The sequence below is a fragment of the Pseudomonas fortuita genome (assembly GCF_026898135.2).
In the GTDB taxonomy this organism is placed as follows: domain Bacteria; phylum Pseudomonadota; class Gammaproteobacteria; order Pseudomonadales; family Pseudomonadaceae; genus Aquipseudomonas; species Aquipseudomonas fortuita.
The window spans coordinates 3,846,849-3,864,726 of record NZ_CP114035.2; the positions used below are offsets into that span (position 1 = coordinate 3,846,849).

The window sequence follows — 17,878 nt, forward strand, 5'->3', positions numbered from 1 at the left end:
CAATTTTTGTATCAACGCAGAAACCCTGGGGCCGCTATGCGGCCCTTTCGCGACGCAAGGCCGCTCCCACAATGGATCGCGTCAGCTGAAAAGTTAACGCTTCATGCACCGCTGATAGCGCTCGTCCACCCGCCCGGCAAACCACGCCGTGGTCAACTTGCGGGTGATCTTGGGGCTCTTCAGTTCGATCCCCGGCAATACCGCCCGCGGCACAGGTTTACCGGCCTTGGCATCTGCCAGGGCAAACACCCCGCTGTACAACTTGCTGTCCTCGAACGCCAGGCTGTCGCCCTCTTCCAGCTGGCTGCGAATCTGCGGGTTACGCAGCCCCAGCTTCGCCCCCAGCTTTCTTGCGGCTTGCTCGGTGGCACCTGGCATGATCGCCCCCGGTGCAATCAGGTCGCCGTCCAAGGCAAGCGGCACGCCGGTCGCCTTGCCCAATGCGGCCTGGAACGCCGCGTTGCGGCTGGCGTACCAGCCCGCGTTGAAATCGGCAAAACGGTAGAGCTGGCGTTCGTAACTGGCGGGGTAGCCCAACAGGTGGGCGATGCCGAAGTACATGCCGCCGCGCCGCGTGAACACCTCCTGGCGAATCGTGCCGTCATGGCTGTAGGGATACGCCTGCGCATGCTTTTCGGCGAAGTCGATGCTGACCTGCATCGGCCCGCCGGTGCGCACCGGGTTCAGCCCGTCCAGCAAGGTCTTGCCCAGCGGTACACGGGCGATGACCTCGTCGTAAAGCTCGCTCAGTTGCTTCTCGCTGCGCACCGCCTGCAAACGCTGCTGGTAGCTCTGGCCGTTACCGGAGGGCGCCTTGAGCGCACCGTCAACCAATAGCCTGGGGATATGCAAGCGCCCGGCACGGCGGTCGATTTCCTCGCGGGCGATACGCCCCAGGTTGGGCACCTGCGGGTCGGCAGTGAACGTGGATTCCTGCTCGGTCACCGCCAATACAGCGCACAAATTGCTTTTGCTCGGCGTAATACGCTGGGCCTCGAACGCCACTTGGATGTCCTTGGCCCAGCCTTCGCGGTCCTTGGCCTGCGCAGGCAGCAACCGCAACAGCTGGGCGCGGACTTTGGCCGGGTCCGCCTCGGGCGCTTCTTCACGGCGCCCGGCACAGCCTTGCAGCAGCGCCAGCGCCATCAACCCGGCAGCCAGTAACCGGCCGTTCAGGGCTGTTCACCGACCAGGTAGGTTTTGCTGATGTGGCGAAACAGCGGGTGGCCGGCGCTGCCCATCAATTCGAACAACACCATCTCGCGGGTCACCACCTGCGCCCCGGCCTCACGCATGCGCGCCAGGCCCGCCGCCTTGCTGGCAGCGGTACGGCTGTCGCAGGCATCCTCGACCACGAACACTTGCTTGCCCAAGGCCAGCAGGCCAAGCACCGTCTGCAGCACGCAGACATGGGTTTCCATACCACACACGATCACCTGCTCACGCGCCATCAGGCTCGCCGGCAGGCAACCGGCAGCCACACAGGAAAAATGGCTTTTCTCCACCACTTCGGCTGCCGGTGCTGCGGCCAGCAGTGGCGCCAAGGTATGCCCCAGGCCCTTGGGATACTGTTCGGAAATCACCGTCGGAAGCTCCAGCTCGGCGGTCGCCGCCAACAACCAGCGTGCCCGTGCCCGAGTACCCTCAGGGTCGCTCATGGCGTCGATGAGTTTTTCCTGGATGTCGACGACCAGCAGCGTGGCCTTGTGTGGATCGATCAGCATTGTCCGCCCCTTGCCTGGGAAAAGGCCTAGCCTCCCCCAGGCAAGCGGTGACGTCAATCAGGCAGAAAGCCGAAGCGGTTCCAGTGAAGCCGTGAGCGCGCCAAGCACGTTGTCCTCCTGCTCATGGATGAAGAAGTGGCCACCGGGAAACATCTGCAGCGAGAACTCGGCTTGGGTTTCCTGGCGCCAGGCCTGCAATTGCTCGTCGCTGGCCCGGTCATCCGCCCCGCCCAGCACGTGCAGCGGGCACTGCAACGCCGCCCGCTGGCGGTAGGCGTATGTGCCGCAAAGCAGAAAATCGGCGCGCAGGGTAGGCAAGGTCAGGCTCATCAGCTCGGCGTTGGCCAGCACTTCCTCAGGGGTACCCTGGAGTTCACGCAACTCGCGGATCAGCTCGGCGTCGCTCTTGGGCTCGCGCCAGTTCTTGCCGTCGTAGTCTTCGCGCCGGGAGGGTGCCGCCGTACCGCAGGCAAACAGGGCCAGCGGCGCGGGGCAGCCCAGCGCCTGCAGCTCATGCGCCAGCTCGAAGGCCAGCAATGCACCCAGGCTGTGGCCGAGCAACGCATAAGGGGCGCTCGTCGCCAGGCGCTGCTCGCTGGCCAGTTGCCGGGCCAGCACTTGCATGTCGGTGTGCAGCGGCTCGGCCATGCGTGCGCCGCGCCCGGGCAGCTCCACCGGGCGCACTTGCAACCAGGCGGGCAGTTTGCGCCGCCAGCGGTTGTAGACCATGGCGCTGGCCCCGGAGTACGGCAGGCACAGCAGGTTCAGCGCGGTCACTGGGCGGCTTCGGCCATTTTCTGACGCAGGCTCAGCGGGCGCATGTCGGTCCACACCTCGTCGATGTAGGCCAGGCATTCCTTCTTCAAGCCGCTCTTGCCGACGGCACGCCAGCCGTTGGGGATGGCTTTGTAATCTGGCCAGATCGAGTATTGCTCTTCGTGGTTGACCACTACCTGGAACTGAATATCGTCGCGGTCGAAAACGGAAGTCATTGCCTGTCTCCTTGAATGATGAGTACCGCTGCACGCCTGGTGCAGAGGGCTTTCAAGTAGACGTAGCACGCGGTGAAAAAATTAGAGCAACTGGCGCGCCCCATGTGGGAGCGGTGCAGAAATCAAAGGTCAGGCATCACGCAGCAGGTCGTGGGTATCGAGCAGACGGAAGGCTACCTGCGGGTTGCGCTCCAGCCCGCGGCGAATTGCCGCCGGGATCGACTGCCGGGTCTTGCGGCACAGACCCGGCTGGTCATCCAGTTCAATGACGATACCGCGCATGGTCCGCACTTCGTTGTAGCCGGGGGCAATGTGCACGCGGATGCCGAGGTTTTCGTACAGGCGTTGCTGCAGGCGTTGCAGGTCCTCGAAGTCCTTGAGGTTTTCCAGGCGTTCAAGCAGGCGCTTTTCTTCCTGTCGGGTCAGCAGGAGGATGCGCTGGGCCGCCTGCGGGTGATCGACCAAGTGTTCACGGCCGCAGTCGCAGGCACCAGGAGGGCAAGGTTGGCGCAGAGGGGGTGGTGTCATGGAGCAAGCATAGCCCGGCAAAGGCCTCGAAAAAAACTTTCCTGTCAGGATAAAAAATTTCACAAACCGCTAGACCCCTAGCCCTCATTTCGCCTATAAATCGCCAAAAGGAAATTTATATTCCCGCGAAGAAACACCACTTTGCCCCTTGCGAAGCTTTTTTTGCCCTTGTGCCCGACCTGCCCCACTCCATCACGAGGCCTACCCGACATGCACCCCGCTCCCGATCACTTCATCCTGCGCGTCAGTTGCCCGGCCGTGTCCGGCATCGTCGCCGCAGTGACCACCTACCTGGCCGAGCACGGTTGCTACATCAGCGAGATGGCGCAGTTCGACGACGAGGACAATGGGCGCTTCTTCATGCGCGCGGTGTTTCGCTTCAACACCGGTATCCGTGGTGATACGCCGCAACTGGAGGCAGGCTTTACCGACGTGGCCCAGCGCTTCGGCATGCAGTGGAGCCTGCACAGTAGCGCCCGGCCGATGCGCGTGCTGCTGATGGTGAGCAAGTTCGACCACTGCCTGTCCGACCTGCTGTACCGCCACGCCAAGGGCGAGCTGGACATGCACATTACCGCTGTGGTCTCCAACCACCTGGACCTGCGCCCGATGGCCGAGCGCCAGGGTATCCGCTTCGTCTACCTGCCGGTGACCAAAGACACCAAGGCCGAACAGGAAGCCGCGCTGCTGCGCATCGTCGAGGACACTGGCACCGAACTAGTGGTGCTGGCGCGCTACATGCAAATCCTCTCCGATGACCTGTGCCGGCAGCTGTCGGGGCGGGCGATCAACATCCATCACTCGTTCCTGCCCGGTTTCAAAGGTGCCAAGCCCTACCACCAGGCCTATCAGCGCGGGGTCAAACTGATCGGCGCCACCGCCCACTACGTGACCAGCGACCTGGACGAGGGCCCGATCATCGAGCAGGAAGTGCAGCGCGTGGACCACGCCTACGCACCGGACGATCTGGTGGCCATCGGCCGCGACACCGAGACCATCGCCCTGTCCCGCGCCGTGAAATACCACCTGGAACACCGGGTGTTCCTTAACCACGACCGCACGGTGATCTTCAAATGAGCGCCCTTCTCAGCGTCAAGCTGATCGACGGCAAGGCCACCGCCGCGCGGGTGCTGGCCGAAGTGCGCGAGCAGGTGCTGGAACTGCGCCAGGGCGGCGTGCAACCCGGCCTGGCCGTGGTGCTGGTGGGCGCCGATGCCGCCAGCCACGTGTACGTACGCAACAAAGTGCTGCGCGCCGAAGAGGTGGGCATCCGCTCGCTGGAACATCGCCTGCACGCCGACACCACCCAGGCCCACCTGCTGACCTTGATCGACCGCCTGAACCGCGACCCGGAGGTAAACGGCATCCTCGTGCAACTGCCGTTGCCCGGGCACATCGACGAGCACCGTGTATTGCAAGCCATCAGCCCGTTCAAGGACGTGGACGGCTTCCACAGCGAGAACGTTGGTGGCCTGGCCCAAGGCCGCGATGTGCTCACCCCGTGCACCCCCAGCGCTTGCATGCGCCTGCTGCGCGACGCCTGTGGCGAGCTGCGCGGCAAGCATGCGGTGGTGGTCGGCCGCTCGAACATTGTCGGCAAACCCATGGCTGCCCTGCTGCTGCAGGCCGACTGTACGGTGACCGTGGTGCACTCGCACAGCCGCGACCTGCCAGCGCTTTGCCGCCAGGCCGACATCCTGGTGGCGGCAGTGGGCCAGCCACGGCTGATCGGTGCCGACTGGCTCAAGCCCGGCGCGATGGTGATCGACGTCGGCATCAACCGCGTCGATGACGGCGGCCACAGCCGCCTGGTCGGTGATGTCGACTTCGCCGCTGCCCTGCCCCAGGTCGCCGGCATTACTCCGGTGCCCGGCGGCGTCGGCCCGATGACCATCGCCTACCTGATGAAAAACACCCTGCTCGCCCTCGACCTGCAACAACAGGCCGCCCACCAGGAGCGCACCTGATGCCTTTCGCCCTGCTGAAATACGGCCTGAGTGCCGACTACCCGGTGGAGGTCGACCTGCCGCCACCGTGCGAACTCAAGCCACGCTATGACGTGGTGATCATTGGCGCCGGCGGCCATGGCCTGGCCATCGCCTACTACCTCGCCAGGTACCATGGCGTGACCAACGTCGCTGTGCTGGAAAAGGCCTACCTGGGCGGTGGCAATACCGCACGCAACACCGCGGTTATCCGCTCCAACTACCTCACCAGCGAAGGTGTGCGCTTTTACGCAGAATCGGTGCGCATGTTCCAGAACCTGTCGAACGAGTTCGACTTCAACATCATGTATTCCGAGCGCGGCCAGCTCACCCTGGCGCACACCGATGCCACCGTGCGCGCCTTCCGCCAGCGGGCCGAAGTCAACAAGCACTTCGGCGGGCGCACCGAAATGATCGACCGCCAGCAGATTCGTGAACTGGTGCCCAGCCTTAACCTCGACCCCGGCCACCTGCCGGTGCTGGCGGGCCTTTGGCACATCGACGGCGCCACCGCGCGCCATGACGCAGTCGCCTGGGGCTACGCCAAGCAGGCAGCCAAGCGTGGCGTGGAAATCCACCCGCTGACCGAAGTGCAGGACCTGCTGATTCGCAATGGCCGCATCGAAGCGGTCAAGACCAACCGTGGCACCGTACAGTGCGGCTGCGTGGTCCAGGCCGTGGCCGGCGCCAGTTCGCTGCTGATGGCCAAGGCTGGCATACGTGCGCCGATTCACACCTACCCGCTCCAGGCCATGGTCACGCAGCCGTTCAAGCCGTTCCTCGATCCGCTGGTCAGTTCGTCGGCACTGCACTGTTATGTGCAGCAGACCAGCCGTGGCGAGATCGTCTTTGGCGGCGGCTCCGACCCCTACCCGCTGTACAACACGCGCTCCACACTGGATCTCAAGGAAAGCCTGCTGGCCCACGCCATCGAGATGTTCCCGTTCATGGCCAACGCCAAGCTGATGCGCCAGTGGGCCGGGATGACCGACATGACCCCGGACTACAGCCCGATCATGGGCCTGTCGCCGGTGCACAACTACTACCTGGACGCCGGCTGGGGCACCTGGGGCTTCAAGGCCACGCCAATTTGCGGCAAGACCATGGCCGAGCTGGTGGCCAGCGGCGGCAAAGTGCCCGAAATGATCGCCCCCTTCGCTCTGGAGCGCTTCAGCCGCTTCCAGCAAGTCAACGAAATGGGCGCCACTGCGGCCAGCCACTAGGAGCAACGACAATGAAGATCCTGACCTGCCCCTTGAACGGCCCGCGCAACATCAGCGAGTTCACCTACGGCGGCGAATTCAAGCACATGCCCGACCCGGCCCGCTGCAGCGATGCCGAGTGGGCAGACTACGTGTTCAACAGCGACAACCTGGCCGGGGTGGTGACCGAGTGGTGGCTGCACAACGCCTCCAGCTACTGGTTTCTGGCCGAGCGCCACACGGTGAGTGACCAGGTGCTGCGCACCTTCGACCCGAAAGCACTGTTCGACCGCCGTGTCGACTTCACCCCCGTTGCCACACCGGAGATCGCCAGATGAACAGCCACACCCGCCTCCCTGCGCCCATGGGCCTGCTGATCGACCGCGAGCGGCCCCTGCGCTTCCAGTTCGATGGCCAGGCCTGCCAGGGCTTTGCCGGTGACACCATTGCCAGCGCCCTGCTCGGTAACGGCCGCTGGCTGCTGTCGCGTTCGTTCAAATACCATCGCCCACGCGGCCCGCTGAGCATGGCCGGGCAGGATGCCAACACCCTGGTGCAGTTGCCTGACGAACCCAACGTGCTGGCCGACCTGGAGGCCGCATGCGAGGGCCAGGTGGTCACAGGGCAGAACTTCAACGGCAGCCTGGAGCATGACCGCGACGCCTGTCTGGGCAAGTTTTCACGCTTCATGCCGGTGGGCTTCTACTACCGCTCGTTCTACAAGCCCAAGGGCATGTGGAAAGTGTGGGAACCGCTGATTCGCAAAAAGGCCGACCTGGGCGTGCTCGACCTTGGCTTCAAGCCGCAGTACTACGACAAAGCCTATCTGTTCGTCGATGTGGCGGTCATCGGCGGCGGCCCCGCCGGCCTGCGCGCCGCGCTGGACGCGGCCAATGCCGGGGCCAAGGTGCTGCTCATCGAACAACAGCCGGTACTGGGAGGCTCGCTCACCTACGCCCGCTTCGACATCGCCGGCACCCGCGCCGCCAGCCTGCGCCAGGAGCTGTTGGCCGCCATCGAGGTCCACCCGAACATCCAGGTACTGCTGGATGCCACCTGCAACGGCTGGTTCACCGACAACTACTTGCCAGTGATCCAGCACACACGCTTGTACAAGGTGCGTGCCAGCCGTTGCCTGGTGGCAGCCGGTTCGTTCGACCAGCCGGTGGTGTTTCGCAATAACGACCTGCCGGGCGTGATGCTGACCAGCGCTGCCCAGCGGCTGATGAAGCTGTATGCGGTCAAGCCCGGCCAGCGCGCGGTGATCCTCACCGGCCACGATGACGGCTATCTGGCCGCCCTCGACTTGCAGGAGCAAGGCGTGGCCGTGGCCGCAGTGGTCGATATGCGCGCTGCGCCGGCCGATGCCGCACTGGCCGCCGAACTGAAGCGCCGCGATATCCCCGTGTACCTGGGCAGCACGGTGTACGAAGCACTGCACGAAGCGGGTATGCGTCATGTGAACGGCGTGGACATTCGCCCGATCACCGGCCAGGGCAAGGTCGGCCCTCATGGCCTGCGCCTGGCTTGCGACCTGCTGTGCATGTCGGCGGGCTACATGCCGGTATACCAGCTGCTGTGCCAGGCCGGTGGCAAGTTGGCCTATGACGTCAACCGCGACGAGTTCACCATCAGCGACCTGCCAGCCGGGTTGGGCATCGCCGGCTCGGTGAACGGCCGTCACGCGCTGACCAACGTGCTGGCCGATGCCACGCGCGAGGCTGCCGATGCAGTGGCAGCGCTGGGCCTGCAAGCGCCACCACAATCGGTGTTCAGCGCCGAAGCCAAGGTCAATTTCCCCTGGCCAATCTTTGCGCACCCCAAGGGCAAGGATTTCGTCGACTTCGACGAAGACCTGCAGGTGCGCGACATCGTCAACGCCACCCGCAGCGGCTATCGCGACGTGCAGTTGGTCAAGCGCTTTTCCACGGTCGGCATGGGCCCGTCCCAAGGCCGCCACTCGGCGCTGCCCACCGCACGCCTGGTAGCGCAGGCGACCGGCCGCAGCATCAGCGAGACCGGGGTGACTACTGCCCGCCCACCGTTCCAGGCAGAAAAGCTGGCGCATGTCGCCGGCCGTGCCTTCGACCCTTACCGGCAAACGCCAATGCACCGCCGCCACTTGCAAGCCGGGGCGAAAATGATGCCTGCCGGCACCTGGCAACGCCCGGCCTACTACGGCAAGCCCGAGGAACGTGAGCGCTGCATGCAGGAAGAAGCCCGCCATGTGCGCGAAAAAGTCGGCCTGATCGACGTGTCTACCTTGGGCGGCCTGGACGTGCGCGGCCCAGACGCCGCAGAACTGCTGGAGCGCGTCTACACCTTCGGCTTTGCCAAGCTGCCTGTCGGCCGCACCCGCTACGCGCTGATGACCAACGAACAGGGCGTGGTGATCGACGACGGCGTCTGCGCACGCCTGGGCGAGCAACACTTCTATGTCACCGCCACCACCAGCGGCGTGGACCGCATCTATCAACAGATGCTGAAGTGGAACGCGCAGTGGCGCCTGGACGTGGACATCACCAACGTCACCGCCGCCCTGGCCGCGGTAAACCTGGCCGGGCCACTGTCACGCCAGGTGCTGGCCAAGGTGTGCGCTGACGTGGACCTGTCGGCCGAAGCCTTCCCCTACCTCGGCGTACGCCTGGGCAATGTAGCGGGCATCCCCGCACGCATCCTGCGGGTCGGCTTCGTCGGTGAGCTGGGCTACGAAGTGCATGTGCCGGCGCGCCATGCCGAGCGCCTGTGGGACGAACTGATGCAAGCCGGTGCAGGCCTGGGTATTCGCCCTTTCGGCGTCGAGACCCAGCGCCTGCTACGCCTGGAAAAAGGCCATGTGATCATCAGCCAGGATACCGACGGCATGACCCACCCGGCAGAGATCGACATGCAATGGGCCATCGGCCGCAAGAAGCCGTTCTTCGTCGGCAAGCGCTCCATCGAAATCCTTGAGGCGCAGCCGCTCAAGCGCAAGCTGGTCGGTTTCACCCTGCCGAAGGGCAGCCCGCAACCACTGGAGGGGCACCTGGTGCTGGACGGGCCGGACATCAGCGGCAACGTCACTTCCTGCGAATACTCGCAAACCGTAGGGCAGATCATCGGCCTGGCCTATGCCGGTGCCCACCAGGCCACCCCAGGCATGCACATCCCGATCCGCGTGCAGGGCGGCGCGATGGTGCAGGCCAAGGTGGTGCAACTGCCGTTCCACGATCCCGACAACCAGCGCCAGGAGCTCTGAGCCATGACCCGTTTGCAAGCCGAAGCGTTTCTCCCTCACAGCCCGCGGGCCGAGTGGCGGCACACCTGCGCGTTGACCGACCTGACCGATGTGGCACGGGTCGGGTTTCGCGGGGGTGACACCGCCGCCTACCTGCAGCAGCGCGGCTACCGTTTGCCGCCGCAGCCGAACCAGGCCGTGCGCCAGGACGACGGCGGCTGGGTAGCGCGGTTGTCGCAGACCGAGTACCTGCTGCTGGGCAGCCTGGCCGAAAAAGGCGCACGGGTGGCTGGCGCAGAGGCCGAGTGGGTGCAGGATGCCCAGCGTAACTACTTGCTGCCGCGCCAGGACAGCCATGCCTGGCTGCAGCTGTCTGGAGCCCTTGGCAGTGCGGTGATGGCCAAGTTGTGCGCAGTGGACTTGCGTGCCGAGGCGTTTCCGGCCGGGGCGGTGGCGCAGACTTCGGTGGCACGCATCAATGTGATTGTGGTGAATGTGGGCAGCGATGAGCGTCCAACATTACAGTTGCTGTTTGATCGGGCGTCACGGGTGTACATGCGGGCAGCGATGCTGGATGCCATGGATGAATTCGATGGCGGTTTGATTGAGCTGGGTGCGTTGGTGGGTTGATACGCGGTGAGGCCTGCAGCGTGTTCGCCGCACGATTTTCGGCGTTTGGCCCACGCTTGTGATTCGAGATTACGGCCCTCATCCAACTGTTCGGGCTCTCGCCAAAGTGGAACGGTGAATGGCAGCTTTTGCTCCCACACGTGCTCTGGGCACCTCGGGCTATCAGCTTGCCATTCACCGCTCTCACTTCAGATTCTATTCCTTCTCCAAGACACAAGCGGGTTTACCCGCGAAAGGGCCATCAGCCCAACATCAGGGTTCAAACCCTTCGACAATGATCACTTCAGCCTTCGCCACCCCCTGGCGATGGCTGCACGCCTCCTGGTACAGCGCGGACCGGTAACACGCCACGGCCTGCTCGTACGAATCAAACTCGATCACCACGCTACGCTGCGGGGTTGGCCGCCCTTCCATCGCCTCACTGCGCCCGCCACGTGCCAGGAAGCGGCCGCCGAATGCCTTGAAGGCTGCCGGAGCGCGTTGGGTGTACTGCTGGTATTGCTCGGGGTCGGTTACGTCCACGTGGGCGATCCAATAGGCCTTCATGCGCTGCTCTCCTGAAACGACGATATTTGTGTATGATGGTATACCATAATAATCACCCCACCACAGTGAGCGTGCAACATGGCATTCAACACCATCGAGGAACTTCTAGAGGACTACCGGCAAGGCAAGATGGTCCTGCTGGTGGATGACGAGGACCGAGAGAACGAAGGCGACCTGCTGATCGCTGCCGAGCGTTGCGACGCCCAGGCCATCAACTTCATGGCCCGCGAAGCGCGTGGCCTGATCTGCCTGACCCTGACCGACGAACACTGCCAGCGCCTGGGCCTGGAGCAGATGGTACCGGCCAACGGCAGCGCTTTCAGCACGGCGTTCACCGTGTCGATCGAGGCGGCCACCGGCGTCACCACCGGCATTTCCGCCGCCGACCGGGCGCGCACCGTGGCAGCGGCCATGGCCCCCACCGCCCGCCCCGAAGACCTGGTACAACCCGGCCACATCTTCCCCCTGCGTGCCCGCGAAGGCGGCGTGCTGACCCGCGCCGGCCACACCGAGGCCGGCTGCGACCTGGCGCGCCTGGCTGGCTTCAGCCCGGCGTCGGTCATTGTTGAAGTGCTGAATGACGACGGCACCATGGCCCGCCGCCCTGACCTTGAAGTGTTCGCCGCCCGGCATGGCATCAAGATCGGCACCATCGCCGACCTCATTCACTACCGCCTGAGCACCGAGCAGACCATCAAGCGCATCGGCGAGCGCGAGCTGCCGACCGTGCACGGCACCTTCCGCCTGGTCACCTATGAGGACCGCATTGAAGGCGGTGTGCACATGGCCATGGTCATGGGCGACATCCGTCGCGAGCAACCGACCCTGGTGCGGGTGCACGTGATCGACCCGCTGCGCGACCTGGTCGGTGCCGAATACGCAGGCCCGCCCAATTGGACGCTGTGGGCAGCGCTGCAGAAGGTGGCCGATGAAGGTACTGGCGTGGTGGTGATCCTGGCCAACCATGAATCCTCCCAGGCGCTGCTGGAGCGTGTACCGCAGCTGACCCAGCCGGTAAGGCCTTATCAGCGTGGGCAGTCGAAGGTGTACTCCGAAGTGGGCACCGGGGCGCAGATTCTGCAGGACCTGGGCGTGGGCAAGCTGCGTCACCTGGGGCCACCGCTGAAGTACGCCGGCCTGGCGGGATATGAGCTGGAGGTGGTGCAGAGCATTGCGTTCGAGCCCGTAATGCCGGGCTGACCTCCGCCCTCCCTGCGACACCGGCCTTGTGGGAGCGGCCTTGTGTCGCGAATGGGCCGCAGAGCGGCCCCTGCAATCTTTCGGTCAGCTCTGAAATCCTGGGGCCGCTTTGCGGCCCATTCGCGACACAAGGCCGCTCCCACAACGCCCCCGGCAACCAAACCTGAGGGCAGGGTGATGGCCGGTCGCCTCATACCCCTTGCCAAAAGTTTGGAATACCATAATATGATATCCCGTAGACCTTAAATCTGCAGGCCGGCACCTACAATTAAAAACGGCCACCCAGACACTTTGTTTTAGCTGCTCCCCGAACACTGTTGGCGGGCGCACCACAAGCCCCGCCTCGAATAACAAAAGCAACGAGGGCGTAACCATGCTGTTGAGCAAACGTGTAACCGCAGTGCTGTCCGCCAGCCTGCTGACCCTGGCATGTCAAGCCGCCCAAGCCGCTGACAGCCTCAACTTCGTCAGCTGGGGCGGGACCACCCAGGACGCCCAGAAAGAAGCGTGGGCCGTACCCTTCACCAAAGCCACCGACATCAAGGTCGTGCAGGACGGCCCCACCGACTACGGCAAGCTCAAGGCCATGGTCGAAAGCGGCAACGTGCAATGGGACGTGGTGGATGTCGAAGCCGACTTTGCCCTGCGCGCCGCCAGCGAAGGCCTGCTCGAACCCCTCGACTTCAACCAGATCAAGCGCGACAAGATCGACCCGCGCTTCGTGTCCGACCACGGCGTCGGCTCGTTCTTCTTCTCCTTCGTACTGGGCTACAACGAAGGCAAGCTCGGTGCCAACAAGCCGGTGGACTGGACCGCACTGTTCGACACCAAGACCTACCCTGGCAAACGCGCCCTGTACAAATGGCCCAGCCCCGGCGTGCTTGAACTGGCCCTGCTGGCCGACGGCGTAGCGCCGGACAAGCTGTACCCGTTGGACCTGGACCGCGCCTTCAAGAAGCTCGACACCATCAAGAAAGACATCGTCTGGTGGGGCGGTGGGGCCCAGTCGCAGCAGCTGCTGGCTTCGGGTGAAGCTTCCCTCGGGCAGTTCTGGAACGGCCGTGTCTACGCCCTGCAGCAAGACGGCGCTCCCGTGGGCGTGAGCTGGAAGCAGAATCTGGTCATGGCCGATTTCCTGGTCATCCCCAAAGGTGCCAAGAACAAGGAGGCGGCCATGAAGTTCCTGGCCAACGCCAGCAGCGCCGAAGGCCAGGCCGAGTTCGCCAACAAGACCGCCTACGCCCCGGTGAACGTCGACAGCGTGGCCAAGCTGGACAAAGACCTTGCGCCAAACCTGCCCACTGCCTACGCCCAGGACCAGGTCACACTCGACTTCGCCTACTGGGCTAAAAACGGTCAGGCCATCGCGGCCCGCTGGAATGAGTGGTTGGTCAAATGAAAGTCGCCATCAACGCCCTGCATAACGCGCAAGGTGCCCCCACGGGCACCGGCGCCCCTGGGACGGCCCCTCGCCGCACCAGCCTGAGCCAACGCTGGAAAGGCAGCCGCAACCTACTGCCGGCCCTGCTGTTTCTTGGCTTGTTCTTCTTCGCACCGCTGGTCGGCCTGTTGCTGCGTGGCGTGCTGGAGCCAACGCCGGGGCTGGGCAACTACGAGCAGCTGTTTGCCAACTCAGCCTACGCACGGGTGCTGTTCAACACCTTCTCGGTAGCTGGCGTAGTCACCCTGATCAGCGTGCTGCTGGGCTTCCCACTGGCTTGGGCGATCACCCTGGTGCCCAAGGGCTGGGGCCGCTGGCTGCTGAACATCGTGCTGCTGTCGATGTGGACCAGCCTGCTGGCGCGCACCTACTCGTGGCTGGTGTTGCTGCAAAGCTCGGGGGTGATCAACAAGGCGTTGATGGCCATGGGTATCATCGATACCCCGCTGGAAATGGTGCATAACCTCACGGGCGTGGTAATCGGCATGAGCTACATCATGATCCCGTTCATCGTGCTGCCGCTGCAGGCCACCATGCACGCCATCGACCCGATGGTGCTGCAGGCCGGTTCCATCTGCGGCGCCAGCCCGTGGACCAACTTCTGGAAGGTGTTCCTGCCGCTGTGCCGTTCGGGGCTGTTCTCCGGGGCGCTGATGGTGTTCGTGATGTCGCTGGGCTACTACGTTACTCCTGCGCTGCTGGGCGGGGCGCAGAACATGATGCTGCCCGAATTCATCATCCAGCAGGTGCAGTCGTTCCTCAACTGGGGCTTGGCCAGCGCCGCTGCGGCATTGCTGGTGGCGATCACCCTGGTGCTCTTCTACCTGTACCTGAAGCTGCAGCCGGAATCCCCGGTCGGCAACGCGAGGTAAACCGCCATGCTCCTGTCTCCCAATGCCATGGGCCGCCCGCTGCGTACGGGCCTGTACCTGACCACCGGGGTCATCGCGGCCTTCCTGCTGCTACCGGTGGTGTTCATCGTGTTGCTGTCGTTCGGCTCGTCCCAGTGGCTGGTATTTCCGCCCCCGGGCTGGACCTTCAAGTGGTACGGCCAGTTCTTCTCCAACCCGGAGTGGATGGACGCCGCGCTGGCCAGCCTCAAGGTGGCCGTGCTGACCACCGTCGCCGCCGTGCTGCTGGGCCTGCCCAGCGCATTCGCCCTGGTGCGTGGCCGCTTCCCGGGCCGTGAGCTGCTGTACGGCCTGTTCACCATGCCGATGATCGTGCCGCTGGTGATCATCGCCGTGGCGGTGTACGCACTGTTTCTCAAGCTCGGCTACACCGGCACGCTGTTCGCCTTCGTGGTCAGCCACGTGATCGTCGCCCTGCCCTTCACCATCATCTCGATCATCAACTCGCTGAAGCTGTTCGACCAGTCGATCGAAGATGCCGCGGTGATCTGCGGTGCCTCGCGCCTGCAGGCTATTTTCAAGGTCACCTTCCCGGCCATTCGCCCGGGGATGATCGCCGGTGGCCTGTTCGCCTTCCTGGTGTCGTGGGATGAGGTGGTGCTGAGCGTGATGATGGCCAGCCCCGACCTGCAGACCCTGCCGGTGAAAATGTGGACCACCCTGCGCCAGGACCTCAGCCCGGTCATCGCCGTGGCCTCGACCCTGCTGATCGGCCTGTCGCTGCTTGTCATGTTCATTGCCGCCGCCTTGCGCCGGCGCACCGAAACAAACGCCTGAGCGCGCGGAGAAAACAACAATGAGTGCAGTGATCAAAGACAACGCGCCAGGCAAGACCCTGGTCAGCCTGCGCGGCCTGAACAAGCACTACGGTGACTTCACCGCCGTGGACAACCTTGACCTGGAAATCCAGGACGGCGAGTTCCTGACCTTCCTCGGGTCCAGCGGCTCGGGCAAATCCACGACCCTGTCGATGCTGGCCGGCTTCGAAACACCCAGCAGTGGCGAGATCCTGGTGGATGGCCAGTCGCTGGTGAATGTACCGCCGCACAAACGTGACATCGGCATGGTGTTCCAGCGTTACTCGCTGTTCCCGCACCTCAACGTGCGCGACAACATCGCGTTCCCCCTGGCCATCCGCAAGCTCAGCACCAGCGAGACCCAAAAACAGGTCGACGCCATGCTCAAGCTGGTACAGCTGGAGCAGTTCGCCCACCGCAAGCCGTCGCAGATGTCCGGCGGGCAACAGCAGCGCGTGGCGATTGCCCGGGCACTGGTGTACGAGCCACGCATTCTGCTGATGGACGAACCGCTCGGCGCACTGGACAAGAAGCTGCGCGAAGACCTGCAGGACGAGCTGCGCCAGTTGCACCGTCGGCTGGGTATCACCATCGTCTACGTCACCCATGACCAAGAGGAAGCCATGCGCCTGTCCCAGCGCATCGCCATCTTCAGCCATGGCAAGATCGTCGGCCTGGGCACCGGTTACGACCTGTACCAAAACCCGCCGAATGCCTTTGTCGCCTCGTTCCTGGGCAACTCCAACTTCTTGCGCATCAAAGCCAGCAGCAACGGCGCAGGCAGCTTCGAAGGCCAGCCGGTGGCCATCCGCCTGACCCCGGGCCTGGCCGCTGCGCAGGATGCGCTGATCATGGTGCGCCCGGAAAAAGCCCTGGCCCTGACCGTCGAACAGGCCGCCCGCGAACCACTGCCGGCGGGCTGGAACGAGGTGAGTGCCAAGGTTGGCGAAGTGCTGTTCCTGGGTGAAAGCCAGACCTGCCATGTGGTGACTGCAGGGGGCACCGAGCTGACGGTGAAAGCACTGTCGGCTGCGGGCATGCCGATGCAGCCGGGTGACAGCGTGAAGGTGCGTTGGGCGGTAGCCGATGCGTGCATCTATACCGAGTGGGCCGAGAGTGACCTGAGCAAATCCGCCGGGGCGCATTGAGTTCATCACTCGCCGCACAGGGAGGGCAAGGCCCTCCCCGAGCGGCTGTCACATTATCATCACGCCACTGTCGTAATCTGCCGGCCATCTCTATGCCATAGGCCACCCGGCATGCCCCGCCTGTTTGTCTTGCTGCTCACTTTGCTACCGCTGGCCACCCTGGCCGAGCCTGTGCACCTGCGCGTTCAAGGCTCCAACACCATCGGCGCAGCGCTGCTCCCTGCCCTGGTAAAAGGGCAACTGCGCGCGCAGCAGGCCACAGTCGTCGAGCAGCAGCCGGGCAAGGTCGCCAACGAGTTGGTGATAACCGCGCGCGACGCACAGGGGCAAACCGTGCGCATCGACATCGCCGCTCATGGGTCCAGCACCGGCTTCGCCGCCCTCGGCCGTGGCGATGCCGACCTGGCAGCTGCCTCGCGGCCGATCAACGACAGTGAAGTGCGCCTACTACGGGCCCTTGGCGACCTGCGCACTGCCAGCGCCGAACAAGTGATCGGCCTGGACGGTGTCGCGGTCATCGTCCACCCCGACAACCCGCTACCACAATTGAACACGCAGCAGCTGGCGCAGATTTTCTCTGGGCAGATCCAACGCTGGGAGCAATTGGGCATTCCTGGCGGCGCTATTCACCTGTACGCCCGCGACGACCGCTCCGGCACCTTCGAGACGTTCAAGGCGCTGGTGCTGGAGCCCCATCACAACGAGCTGTCAGCCAAGGCTCTGCGTTACGAGTCCAGTGACGAACTGGCCGCGCAGGTGGCCACCGACCGCCAGGCCATCGGCTTCAGCAGCCTGGCTGCGGTGCACGGGGCCAAGGTGCTGGCGGTAGCCGAAGGCGACGCACCGGCCATGCTGCCGGAGCGCGCCCTGGTGGCCAGCGAAGATTACCCGCTGTCACGGCGCCTGTACTTCTACCTGCCGGCCAACCCCAAGCCACAGGCCAGAGCCCTGGCCGACTTTGCCCAGAGCCCGGCCGGCCAGGCCATCGTCGCCCAGCAGGGCTTTGTTTCGCAGCAGATCAAGGCCCAGCCAGTCGTGCCCCAGGCAGACATGCCGCCGCGCTACCGTACCTTGGCCCAACAGGCGCAGCGGCTGAGTGTGAACTTCCGCTTTCAGGAAGGCAGCGCCAGCCTCGATAACAAGGCCCTGCGTGATGTGCAGCGGGTGGCCGAGTACCTGCGCCAGGCTGGCAAGCTGCAGAGCAAAGCGGTGCTGGTAGGGTTTGGCGACCCCAAGGAAACGCCTGGCCGCGCCGCCCTGCTCTCGCGCCTTCGGGCCCAGGCAGTGCGCCGGGAGCTGGCGCGCGATGGCGTGGAGTTGCTGGAGGTGACGGGCATGGGCGATGAACTGCCGGTGGCCGGCAATGAGCTGGAGCAAGGGCGACTGCGCAATCGGCGGGTTGAGGTGTGGGTGTACTGAATTGATGCAGGGGCCCTGGCAAAGAAATGTAACAGCTCCCCATTCGGTATCTCCTGCAATCGGGTCTAGGCTCAAAGTCATGTGATACCGGGCCCCTCTGACGGCTGCCAAGCCGCCATGTCGGATCACTGTTGCCAT

Annotated in this window: 18 protein-coding genes; 12 read left to right on the forward strand and 6 right to left on the reverse strand. The window is 64.3% G+C overall.

The window, feature by feature from the left end; all coding sequences use genetic code 11:
• Positions 1-93 precede the first annotated feature (93 nt).
• From OZ911_RS17515 to OZ911_RS17535, 5 genes are all read right to left on the reverse strand, one after another.
• Positions 94-1,146 carry a DUF1615 domain-containing protein gene (locus OZ911_RS17515; RefSeq protein ID WP_023048682.1) on the reverse strand — a complete coding sequence of 351 codons (1,053 nt, stop codon included), beginning with the start codon at positions 1,144-1,146 and terminating at the stop codon, positions 94-96.
• A 26-nt stretch (positions 1,147-1,172) separates the two neighbouring features.
• On the reverse strand, positions 1,173-1,724 hold the full coding sequence (locus tag OZ911_RS17520; RefSeq protein WP_016487660.1) for a hydrolase: 552 nt from the start codon (positions 1,722-1,724) through the stop codon (positions 1,173-1,175).
• A 57-nt stretch (positions 1,725-1,781) separates the two neighbouring features.
• Positions 1,782-2,501, reverse strand: a complete 720-nt coding sequence (locus tag OZ911_RS17525; protein WP_070086370.1) for a thioesterase II family protein — start codon at positions 2,499-2,501, stop codon at positions 1,782-1,784.
• Positions 2,498-2,716, reverse strand: a complete 219-nt coding sequence (locus OZ911_RS17530; RefSeq protein ID WP_016487662.1) for an MbtH family protein — start codon at positions 2,714-2,716, stop codon at positions 2,498-2,500. Before OZ911_RS17530 ends, OZ911_RS17525 begins: the two co-directional genes overlap by 4 nt.
• Before the next feature lie 129 nt (positions 2,717-2,845).
• On the reverse strand, positions 2,846-3,244 hold the full coding sequence (locus OZ911_RS17535; protein ID WP_016487663.1) for a hypothetical protein: 399 nt from the start codon (positions 3,242-3,244) through the stop codon (positions 2,846-2,848).
• A gap of 210 nt (positions 3,245-3,454) precedes the next feature.
• Between OZ911_RS17535 and purU the strand changes: the two genes are divergently transcribed.
• The 6 genes from purU to OZ911_RS17565 are packed head-to-tail and all read left to right on the forward strand — an operon-like array spanning position 3,455 to position 10,278.
• The gene (purU, locus tag OZ911_RS17540) at positions 3,455-4,321 is read left to right on the forward strand and encodes a formyltetrahydrofolate deformylase (RefSeq protein WP_016487664.1); all 867 of its coding nucleotides are present in this window, start codon (positions 3,455-3,457) and stop codon (positions 4,319-4,321) included.
• Positions 4,318-5,211 carry a bifunctional methylenetetrahydrofolate dehydrogenase/methenyltetrahydrofolate cyclohydrolase FolD gene (folD, locus tag OZ911_RS17545; protein ID WP_023049264.1) on the forward strand — a complete coding sequence of 298 codons (894 nt, stop codon included), beginning with the start codon at positions 4,318-4,320 and terminating at the stop codon, positions 5,209-5,211. Before purU ends, folD begins: the two co-directional genes overlap by 4 nt.
• Positions 5,211-6,452, forward strand: a complete 1,242-nt coding sequence (locus OZ911_RS17550) for an FAD-dependent oxidoreductase (RefSeq protein WP_016487666.1) — start codon at positions 5,211-5,213, stop codon at positions 6,450-6,452. The genes folD and OZ911_RS17550 overlap by 1 nt, the downstream gene beginning before the upstream one ends.
• An 11-nt stretch (positions 6,453-6,463) precedes the next feature.
• Complete coding sequence (locus OZ911_RS17555; protein ID WP_023049265.1) at positions 6,464-6,769, forward strand: sarcosine oxidase subunit delta; 306 nt, start codon at positions 6,464-6,466, stop codon at positions 6,767-6,769.
• Positions 6,766-9,669: an FAD-dependent oxidoreductase gene (locus tag OZ911_RS17560; RefSeq protein ID WP_268968394.1), complete on the forward strand. Its 2,904-nt coding sequence runs from the start codon at positions 6,766-6,768 to the stop codon at positions 9,667-9,669. The genes OZ911_RS17555 and OZ911_RS17560 overlap by 4 nt, the downstream gene beginning before the upstream one ends.
• Positions 9,670-9,672: 3 nt before the next feature.
• Entirely contained in the window at positions 9,673-10,278 is a 606-nt protein-coding gene (locus OZ911_RS17565) for an aminomethyltransferase family protein (RefSeq protein ID WP_070086373.1), read from the forward strand.
• Positions 10,279-10,530: 252 nt separating this feature from the next.
• Here OZ911_RS17565 and OZ911_RS17570 read toward each other — a convergent pair whose 3' ends face one another.
• A complete protein-coding gene (locus OZ911_RS17570; RefSeq protein WP_023049469.1) occupies positions 10,531-10,824 on the reverse strand; it encodes a DUF1330 domain-containing protein in 294 nt (97 codons plus the stop codon).
• Positions 10,825-10,902: 78 nt separating this feature from the next.
• Here OZ911_RS17570 and ribBA point away from each other — a divergent pair, with 78 nt between their 5' ends.
• The 6 genes from ribBA (at position 10,903) to OZ911_RS17600 (ending at position 17,740) form a co-directional block, all read left to right on the forward strand.
• Entirely contained in the window at positions 10,903-12,024 is a 1,122-nt protein-coding gene (gene ribBA / locus OZ911_RS17575) for a bifunctional 3,4-dihydroxy-2-butanone-4-phosphate synthase/GTP cyclohydrolase II (RefSeq protein WP_016487671.1), read from the forward strand.
• A gap of 373 nt (positions 12,025-12,397) precedes the next feature.
• Positions 12,398-13,423, forward strand: coding sequence for an ABC transporter substrate-binding protein (locus OZ911_RS17580; RefSeq protein ID WP_016487672.1), 1,026 nt, complete (start codon positions 12,398-12,400; stop codon positions 13,421-13,423).
• Entirely contained in the window at positions 13,420-14,337 is a 918-nt protein-coding gene (locus OZ911_RS17585; protein ID WP_016487673.1) for an ABC transporter permease, read from the forward strand. Before OZ911_RS17580 ends, OZ911_RS17585 begins: the two co-directional genes overlap by 4 nt.
• A 6-nt stretch (positions 14,338-14,343) precedes the next feature.
• Positions 14,344-15,153: an ABC transporter permease gene (locus tag OZ911_RS17590; RefSeq protein ID WP_016499074.1), complete on the forward strand. Its 810-nt coding sequence runs from the start codon at positions 14,344-14,346 to the stop codon at positions 15,151-15,153.
• Between the two features lie 19 nt (positions 15,154-15,172).
• The gene (locus OZ911_RS17595) at positions 15,173-16,321 is read left to right on the forward strand and encodes an ABC transporter ATP-binding protein (RefSeq protein WP_023047360.1); all 1,149 of its coding nucleotides are present in this window, start codon (positions 15,173-15,175) and stop codon (positions 16,319-16,321) included.
• Positions 16,322-16,432: 111 nt separating this feature from the next.
• Positions 16,433-17,740: a substrate-binding domain-containing protein gene (locus tag OZ911_RS17600; protein ID WP_060517285.1), complete on the forward strand. Its 1,308-nt coding sequence runs from the start codon at positions 16,433-16,435 to the stop codon at positions 17,738-17,740.
• Positions 17,741-17,878 lie beyond the last annotated feature (138 nt).

What these genes read in the sequence shown, in the direction of transcription:
- OZ911_RS17515 (WP_023048682.1), bottom strand. Translation starts at nt 1,146, where the DNA reads ATGGCGCTGGCGCTGCTGCAAGGCTGTGCCGGGCGCCGTGAAGAAGCG.
- OZ911_RS17580 (WP_016487672.1), top strand. Translation starts at nt 12,398, where the DNA reads ATGCTGTTGAGCAAACGTGTAACCGCAGTGCTGTCCGCCAGCCTGCTG.
- ribBA (WP_016487671.1), top strand. Translation starts at nt 10,903, where the DNA reads ATGGCATTCAACACCATCGAGGAACTTCTAGAGGACTACCGGCAAGGC.
- OZ911_RS17595 (WP_023047360.1), top strand. Translation starts at nt 15,173, where the DNA reads ATGAGTGCAGTGATCAAAGACAACGCGCCAGGCAAGACCCTGGTCAGC.
- OZ911_RS17555 (WP_023049265.1), top strand. Translation starts at nt 6,464, where the DNA reads ATGAAGATCCTGACCTGCCCCTTGAACGGCCCGCGCAACATCAGCGAG.
- OZ911_RS17530 (WP_016487662.1), bottom strand. Translation starts at nt 2,716, where the DNA reads ATGACTTCCGTTTTCGACCGCGACGATATTCAGTTCCAGGTAGTGGTC.
- OZ911_RS17570 (WP_023049469.1), bottom strand. Translation starts at nt 10,824, where the DNA reads ATGAAGGCCTATTGGATCGCCCACGTGGACGTAACCGACCCCGAGCAA.
- OZ911_RS17550 (WP_016487666.1), top strand. Translation starts at nt 5,211, where the DNA reads ATGCCTTTCGCCCTGCTGAAATACGGCCTGAGTGCCGACTACCCGGTG.
- OZ911_RS17600 (WP_060517285.1), top strand. Translation starts at nt 16,433, where the DNA reads ATGCCCCGCCTGTTTGTCTTGCTGCTCACTTTGCTACCGCTGGCCACC.
- OZ911_RS17520 (WP_016487660.1), bottom strand. Translation starts at nt 1,724, where the DNA reads ATGCTGATCGATCCACACAAGGCCACGCTGCTGGTCGTCGACATCCAG.
- purU (WP_016487664.1), top strand. Translation starts at nt 3,455, where the DNA reads ATGCACCCCGCTCCCGATCACTTCATCCTGCGCGTCAGTTGCCCGGCC.
- OZ911_RS17535 (WP_016487663.1), bottom strand. Translation starts at nt 3,244, where the DNA reads ATGACACCACCCCCTCTGCGCCAACCTTGCCCTCCTGGTGCCTGCGAC.
- OZ911_RS17590 (WP_016499074.1), top strand. Translation starts at nt 14,344, where the DNA reads ATGCTCCTGTCTCCCAATGCCATGGGCCGCCCGCTGCGTACGGGCCTG.
- OZ911_RS17565 (WP_070086373.1), top strand. Translation starts at nt 9,673, where the DNA reads ATGACCCGTTTGCAAGCCGAAGCGTTTCTCCCTCACAGCCCGCGGGCC.
- OZ911_RS17585 (WP_016487673.1), top strand. Translation starts at nt 13,420, where the DNA reads ATGAAAGTCGCCATCAACGCCCTGCATAACGCGCAAGGTGCCCCCACG.
- folD (WP_023049264.1), top strand. Translation starts at nt 4,318, where the DNA reads ATGAGCGCCCTTCTCAGCGTCAAGCTGATCGACGGCAAGGCCACCGCC.
- OZ911_RS17560 (WP_268968394.1), top strand. Translation starts at nt 6,766, where the DNA reads ATGAACAGCCACACCCGCCTCCCTGCGCCCATGGGCCTGCTGATCGAC.